The 7,038-nt window shown below is 77.4% G+C and carries 4 protein-coding genes and 1 tRNA gene; 4 read left to right on the top strand and 1 reads right to left on the bottom strand.

Annotated elements, in window-relative coordinates; genetic code table 11:
- Positions 1-144 precede the first annotated feature (144 nt).
- Together ACFVGY_RS22165 and ACFVGY_RS22160 are read left to right on the top strand one after the other, a co-directional pair.
- Entirely contained in the window at positions 145-1,071 is a 927-nt protein-coding gene (locus tag ACFVGY_RS22165; RefSeq protein WP_385679936.1) for a hypothetical protein, read from the top strand.
- Positions 1,072-1,081: 10 nt separating this feature from the next.
- On the top strand, positions 1,082-1,747 hold the full coding sequence (locus tag ACFVGY_RS22160) for a class F sortase (protein ID WP_385679934.1): 666 nt from the start codon (positions 1,082-1,084) through the stop codon (positions 1,745-1,747).
- Between the two features lie 121 nt (positions 1,748-1,868).
- Here ACFVGY_RS22160 and ACFVGY_RS22155 read toward each other — a convergent pair.
- Positions 1,869-1,942: transfer RNA gene (locus tag ACFVGY_RS22155), tRNA-Lys, on the bottom strand.
- Between the two features lie 217 nt (positions 1,943-2,159).
- On the opposite strand from ACFVGY_RS22155, the gene ACFVGY_RS22150 reads away from it, so the two are divergent.
- Together ACFVGY_RS22150 and ACFVGY_RS22145 are read left to right on the top strand one after the other, a co-directional pair.
- Positions 2,160-3,854: a peptidoglycan-binding protein gene (locus ACFVGY_RS22150; protein WP_385679932.1), complete on the top strand. Its 1,695-nt coding sequence runs from the start codon at positions 2,160-2,162 to the stop codon at positions 3,852-3,854.
- A gap of 695 nt (positions 3,855-4,549) precedes the next feature.
- The gene (locus ACFVGY_RS22145) at positions 4,550-6,913 is read left to right on the top strand and encodes an SPFH domain-containing protein (protein ID WP_385679930.1); all 2,364 of its coding nucleotides are present in this window, start codon (positions 4,550-4,552) and stop codon (positions 6,911-6,913) included.
- Positions 6,914-7,038: the final 125 nt, after the last annotated feature.

Raw genomic sequence — 7,038 nt, 5'->3', positions numbered from 1 at the left:
TGCCCGCCCCCCCCCCCCCCGCCCCCGCTCTCGACGCGTCTCCGCCCGCGGGCCCCCCCGGCCCCCCCCCGCCCCCCCGCGCCCCGCCCCCGCCCCCCCCCCCCCCCACGCCGCACGTGAACCTCCTTGATGAGGAGGTTCACCATGCGCAGTGCTCTGATCGCTCTCCGCGCCGGCGGGGTGGCCGCAGCCCTGGCGGCCTTCACCGCCGTCGCCGCCGGCCCGGCCGTGTCCGCGCCCGCTGCCTCGCCCGCCGGCGAGGAGAACCGCGAGGGCGTCGCGGTCGATCCGCGCCAGGCCGAGCCGGGGGCGCAGGTCAAGCTGCGGGTCCACGGCTGTGACGCCCGCTGGGCGACCGCCAAGTCCTCCGTCTTCGTCGCCGAGGCCCACCTGTCCTCGCGGCGGGAGGGCGACGGGACGCTGCGGGGCGACGCGATGATCAGCTCGCGCGCCGAACCGGGCCGGCACGACGTCCGGGTGCGCTGCGACGGCTCCGAGCTGAACGGATCCGTCGAGGTCGTGCGCCACGGCGGTCAGGGGCACGGGGGTAGCCAGGACCACGAGAAGGATTCGGCCGGGGACCGCGAGCAGGACCGCGAGAAGGGCTCGGCCGGGGACCACGAGAAGGGCTCGGCCAAGGACCATGAGAAGGACTCGGCCGGGGACCATGAGAAGGACTCGGCCGGGGGCCGCGAGAAGGACCCGAAGGACCCTGCCAAGGACCACGGCCAGGGCGGCCGGGACGAAGGCCGGGACGAGGACCGGGAGCGCCCGAACCCCCACCAGTCGCCGGTCCGGCCGGTCCACGCGGGGGGCGGTGGCATGGCCGCGGAGCTCGCGGAGACGGCCCGGATCGCGGAACGGGCGAAGCAGGCGGACGGGGTGCAGGGGGCGGGCAGTGCTGACGGGGCCGTCGGGGACCGGGCTGCCGGCGTCGCCGCGAAGAAGGACCACGGGGACGATGGTCCGGGCCTGCCGCACACCGTGATCGGCGCCGTCCTCGCCGCCGCGGCCACGCTGGCCGTCGCGGGCCGGGCCCTGGCCCTGCGCCGCCGCCGCAGCGGCGAGTGAGGCCCCGCCGGTGAACGGCGCGGACGAGCCGAGGTCGACCCCGGCCGGGCGGTTGCTGACCTTCGCCGCCTGGTCGGTGCTGGTGCTCGGCCTGTGGTTGTGGGGCCGGGAGATCACGGGCGTGCCGCCGCTGCCGGAGCTCGCCCGGGCGGGCGGGCCCGCGTACCCGGTGCCGGGTCTGCCGGTCGCGCACGCGCCGCTGGCCGCGTCGCTGCCGGTGCGGGTCGACGTGCCGTCGCTGGGCATCCAGGCCCCGGTGGTCCCGCGCGGCCTGGACGCCCGGGGCGCGATCGACCCGCCCCCGTACGACCGCCCCGGTGCGGTGGGCTGGTGGCAGGCGGGTGTGAAGCCGGGTGAGGCGGGGGCCGCGCTGCTGGTCGGCCACGTGGACACCGCGTCCCGGCCGGCGGTCTTCTACGGGCTGAGCTCCGCGCAGCCGGGCGGCAAGGTCCGCGTGGTCCGGGCCGACGGCTCGGTCGCCGAGTTCACCATCGAGGACGTCCAGGTGTACGAGCGCACGCGCTTCGACCCGGACAAGGCGTACGGCCGGCGGATCCCGGGCCGGGCGGAGCTGCGGCTGGTGACCTGCGGGGGCACGTACGACAAGGCGGCCGAGGAGTACACGGCGAACGTGGTCGTCGCGGCGTACCTCACGGGCAGGGGCGCGGACGCGTAGACGATCGCCGGCCCGTCGCGGTACCTCCCGCGGAGTGCTCGGACAGGGCCGGCGGAGGGATCGGCGGACACGACGAAGAAGCCCCTCGCAGTTCTCACTGCGAGGGGCTTCCCCTTGTCGGTGCGCCGCCAGGGACTCGAACCCCGGACCCGCTGATTAAGAGTCAGCTGCTCTAACCAACTGAGCTAGCGGCGCCTGCTGACAGAGAAAACTCTACCCCACGTTCAGGGGTGCCCCATGACCAGCCGCGCCCACCTTGTCCGATTAGCCCATGTTTGAGGGGTTTATCGTGCACGATATGTCTGGGTGGAGCCGAATCTGATGCCCCGACAGATATGCGGCTGCCCGAAAAGTGGACGAGCAGGGGAGTGGACGGACCCGCATGACGATGCAGCCCCCGGTGCATGTGCCGATGCCGACGCCCGTTTTCGAGGAGTACGAGCCCGCAGGCGACTGCGGCTGCCCGGGATGTGTGCACCGGCGCCGCTCCCTCGCCCGCACTCCGGCCATAGCGCTTCGCGACGGCGGTCACCCGGCCGCGCGCGGCGCGCGCCGGGCGCTGGTACTGGCCACCGCGGCGGGTGTGGTCCTGACCGGCGGCGCGACCGTACCGGCAGCGGTGGCGCACGCACCCGCCGCCGATCCGGTTCCGGGTCCCCCGGACTCCCGTCCCGGCAGCCAGGTCAAGCCGGCGAAGCCCGCCAGGCCCGCCAGGCCTGCGAAGCCCGCTCAGGGCGTCAAGCCCGCGAAGGGCGTCAAACAGGCCGAGCCGGGCCGTCCGGCCGGTCCGGCGAAGGGCGGCAAGCCCACCCGCCCCCACGACCGCGACGGGGACGGCCCCGCCTCCCCGCAGGGTGCCCAGTCCCCGCTGCACGGGCGGCCCGCCCCGGTCAAGCCCGGTGGCGCGCCGGGAGCGCCGTCCTCGCTGAAGCGGATCGACCGCACGTCGATCATCAACCGGGCGCAGCTGTGGCTGGAAGCGAAGGTCCCGTACAGCATGTACAGCTACTGGCTGGACGGCTACCGGCAGGACTGCTCCGGCTACGTGTCCATGGCCTGGAACCTCGGTACGAACGAGTGGACCGGCAGCCTCGACAAATTCGCGACCAAGATCACGAAAGAGGAGCTGCTGCCGGGCGACATGCTCCTCTTCCACAACCCGGCCGACCCGAACAACGGCTCGCACGTCACCCTCTTCGGAGGCTGGGTCGACGAGACCCACACGCACTACATCGCCTACGAACAGACCCGCCCGCACACGCGGAAGCTCGCGACGCCGTACGGGTACTGGAACAACGCGTCGAAGTACGTCCCGTACCGGTACAACGGGGTGACGGGCGGGATCACCGGGCCCGACGGCGGGACCGACCCGAAGCCGTCGCTCCCGTCCAAGGACTACCCCGGCACGGCGATGTTCGGCCCGGGCGCGGACAACCAGTACGTCGCCGAGCTCGGCAGGATGCTGATCGACCGGGGCGGCCGCCGCTTCTACCCCAACGGGCCCAGCACGAAGTGGTCCGACTCCGACCTGCTGGCCACCCAGGCCTTCCAGATCGCCCAGGGCTGGACGGGCACCGACGTGGACGGCATCCCTGGCCCGCACACCTGGCAGCTCCTCGTCGACGGGCAGGGCAACGACATCCTCCCGACGCTGGAGGCCGCCCCCGGCCCGTCCGGCGTCCCGGCCCACCCTGGTGCTCCTGGTTCCGTGGTCCGCCCGGGTGCTCCCGGCGTCCCGGCCCACCCGGGTGCTCCTGGTTCCGTGGTCCGCCCGGGTTCCCCCGGTTCGGCGGCCCACCAGGGTTCGCCCCCTCCGGCGGCCCATCAGGGTTCGCCCGCTCCGGCGGTCCAGCCGGGCGTGGGCGCTGTGCCGGCCTACCCGGGTGCGGCGGTGTTCCGGCCCGGGTCCACCCACGCGTCGATCACCGCCCTCGGCCGCCGGCTGGTGCAGAAGGGCTTCGGCAAGCACTACACCGCCGCTCCGGGCCCCCGCTGGAGCGAGGCCGACCGCCGCAGCGTCGAGGCGTTCCAGCGCGCCCAGGGCTGGCGCGGCGCCGCGGCCAACGGTTATCCGGGCCCGGAAACCTGGCGCCGGCTGTTCGCATGACGGAGGCAACGATGTACCCCACGCGCACCACCGCCACCACCGCCACCACCGGCACCCTCCACGTGCCCCCGGTCTCCCCTCACGCCCTCACTTCCCGCACCACGGGCCTGCTGTTCCGGCTCCCGGCCGCCGCCGGTCCGGCGCGGCCGCCCGCAGGCACCCCGCCCCGGGCAGCCGCCCCGGCCGACACCGGCCCGACCGTGACCCCGCCCCGGTCGGCCGCCTCGCCCACAGTTCCTGCCGTCCCGGCCCCGGCCGAACCGGTGGTGGCCCCGGCGACAGCGGCCGGATCGGCTGCGTCCGTAGGCCCGGGCAGGTCGCAGGGCGCCGTTCTGACTGTCACGAGCCCGGCCGAGCGGCCGATTGCGGCGCACGCCGCGGAACACGTCTCTTCGGCCGGGGCAGACGCCGCCGCGACGGACAGGGCCGAAGCCCTCGGCAAATACGCCGAAGGGGCGGTGTCGCTGCCGGCCGCCGGCCCGACCGCGGTGACTGCGCCCGATCCGGCTACGGGCCCGGGAAGGCCGCAGGCCGATGTGCCGGCCCCGCCAGCCCCGCCAGCCCCGCCAGCCCCGCCAGCCCCGGCAGCCCTGGCGGCCCCGGCGGCCCTGGCGGCCCCGGCGGCGCCGACCGCGCGGTCGGTCATCACGCACCACGTTGCCTCTGCGGGTGGCGCGGCCGAGCCCGCCGGGCCCGTGGGTCAGCTCCCGTCGCAGGCCGACGTTCCTGCGCCGCCGGGCACGGCCGGACGGCCGGCTGCCGGGAACGCCACCTCGCCCGGGCCGCTCGCGGCCACCGTTGACGCACCGCGCGGGGCGTACGGCGACCCGCACCGGTCCGGCGCCGAAGGCCCGGCCGCAGCCCTGGCGCGGACCGTCGGTCCGGCTGTCGCATCGGCCGGCCGGGTGCGGCCGTACGCCGACGGCGCCGGGCACGACCGGGAGCGGTCCGTGGTCCAGGGTTCCGCCGCGGCGTCGGCGGCGTCGGCGGCGTCGGCGGCATCGGCTGCCGGCCCGGTCGTCGGGGTCGTGGGTCCGGACTTGCCGCAGGGCGGGGTTCCCGGCCCCGCGGCGGTCGAGCCGGTGCCCGCCACGGCGCTGCGCGGCGCCGCCGGGGGCGCAGGAGCCGTACCGGTCGGCCGGGTCGGGCGGGTGGCCCTGACCGTGACGTCGGACGCCGGGCAGGCCGACCCCGCCGGGTACCGGCTCCGGCCCGGCGCCGAAGGCCCGGCCGCGGCCCGGCCCGCCGGCGCCCCCACCGAGCCCGGGACGGCGGGGGCGGACGGCGGCGCTGCCCCCCTGCCCGCTGCCGCGGGCGGGCCGTCGGGCCGGGAGGCGGCCACCGCCCCGGCCGGCACCGTTCCGTCTGCGCATCCGTTCGGTGCTCGGGCCGATGACCGCGTCGCCGAGCCGGCCGCGCCGCGGGCCCAGCCGGGGGTCCCGGTCGGCGCTGGGCACCGGGGCTGGGCCGTGGGGGTTCCGGCACCGCTGCTGACGGTGTCGTACGGGCGCCCCGCGACGCAGGGCGAGGTGCCGGCGGCCCGGGACGGGGTCGCGGCCGAACCGCCGCAACCGCCGCAACCGCCGCAACCGCCGACCGAGGTCGTCGACCCGGCCGCGCCGGGCGCCGACTCGGCCGGGCCGGGTTCCAGCCCGGCAGGGCAGGATGCCGGCGCGCTCGTCCGCGTACCGGCACCCGCCCCGTCGGGCGGCGACGTCCCGCAGCTCGGGCACGCCGCGGCCGACGGCGAACCCGGCCCCGGCGGCCCGGAGTTCCCGCAGCCCGCGGCCGGCAGCGAACCCGGCCCCAGCCAGCCCGCCCCCGGCGAACCCGTCGCCCCCGGCGAACCCGGCCCCAGCCAGCCCGCCCCCGGCGAACCCGTCGCCCCCGGCGAACCGCTCCGCGGAGGTGTGCCCGGTCCCGGCGTCCTCGACGTCGTGGCGCGGGCCGTGGCTCGCGGCCTGCCGGACGGTGCCGGCCCGGAGGGCGAAGGAGACGGCGCGGAGGAGCCGTCGCGCCGCGGGGTGGCGGTGACGGAGGTGCCGGTGCACCTGCCCTTCCCGCCCGTGGTGGCCGGCGGGCCGCGTCCGGGCGGAGCACCCCGGGGCGTGCCGCCGGCCCCGCGCCGCGCGGCCCGGCCCGCCCCCGGACGGCGGGTCCCCCGCGGGGACGACCAGCTCCGGGAACACCACGGGCCCGTGCTGCCCGGCTGGATCGGCGTGGCCGTCGGCGCGCTCGCCCTCGCCGGCTGCCTGGCCGTGTTCTGGCGGGCCGGCGCCCTCCCCGGCGTCTTCGAGGCCGCCCTCGGCGCCACCCCCCGCCCGTACGGCGGGCTGCGCCCCACCCACTGGCCCCCGCTCGCCTTCCTCGGGGTCGTGGCCCTGCTCGCGCTCGGCGGGCTCGGCCGCAGCAGGACGGGGCACGCCTGGGTGCTGACCCTGTTCGGCCGCTACCGCGGCACGGTCCGCCGTACCGGCCTCATCTGGGTCAGTCCGCTGCTCCTGCGCCGCCGGGTCGACGTACGCCTGCGGCACTGGCGCAGCGATCCGATGCCCGCCGTGGACGCGGGCGGTCTCGCCCTCCAGGTCGTCGTCCAGGTCGTCTGGCAGGTCAAGGACACGGCCCGGGCCGTGCTGGCCGTCGAGGACCACACCGAGTACCTCGCAGAGCAGGTGGAGTCGGCGATGGCACGGGTGCTGTCGCAACTGCCGGCGGACGCCTTCCACGAGGACGCCCCGACCCTGCGCGACGCCGAGGCGGTCGGCGATGCGCTGACCCGGATGCTGGCGGCCGAGACCGAGGCGGTCGGGATCGACGTGTACTCGGCCCAGCCGACGCGCATCGAGTACGCGCCCGAGGTCGCCGAGGCCATGCGGCGGCGCAGGGTCGCGGCGATCGACGCCAAACACCGGGACACTGTGCTGTCCTCGGTCGTCGACGCGGTGGACGACACCGTTCACCGGCTGACCTCGCGGGGGCTGGTCGAGCTGGACGACTACGAGCGGAAGGCCCTGGTGAAGGACCTCACCGTCGCCTTCTACACGGGCCGCTCGGAGTAGCCCTTTCCGCAAGGCCCCGGCCCCCCAACGGCCCCGGGGCGCCCGCCCCCGCCCGGCGCGGGGGGGGGGGGGCGCGCCGGGCCGCCCGGGCGGCGGGGGGGGGGGGGGCGCGGGGGGCGGGGGGC

The sequence above is a fragment of the Streptomyces sp. NPDC127106 genome, assembly GCF_042677605.1.
Classification (GTDB): domain Bacteria; phylum Actinomycetota; class Actinomycetes; order Streptomycetales; family Streptomycetaceae; genus Streptomyces.
Note: the sequence above shows the minus strand (reverse complement) of the source record. Positions and strands in the feature narration are given on the sequence as shown.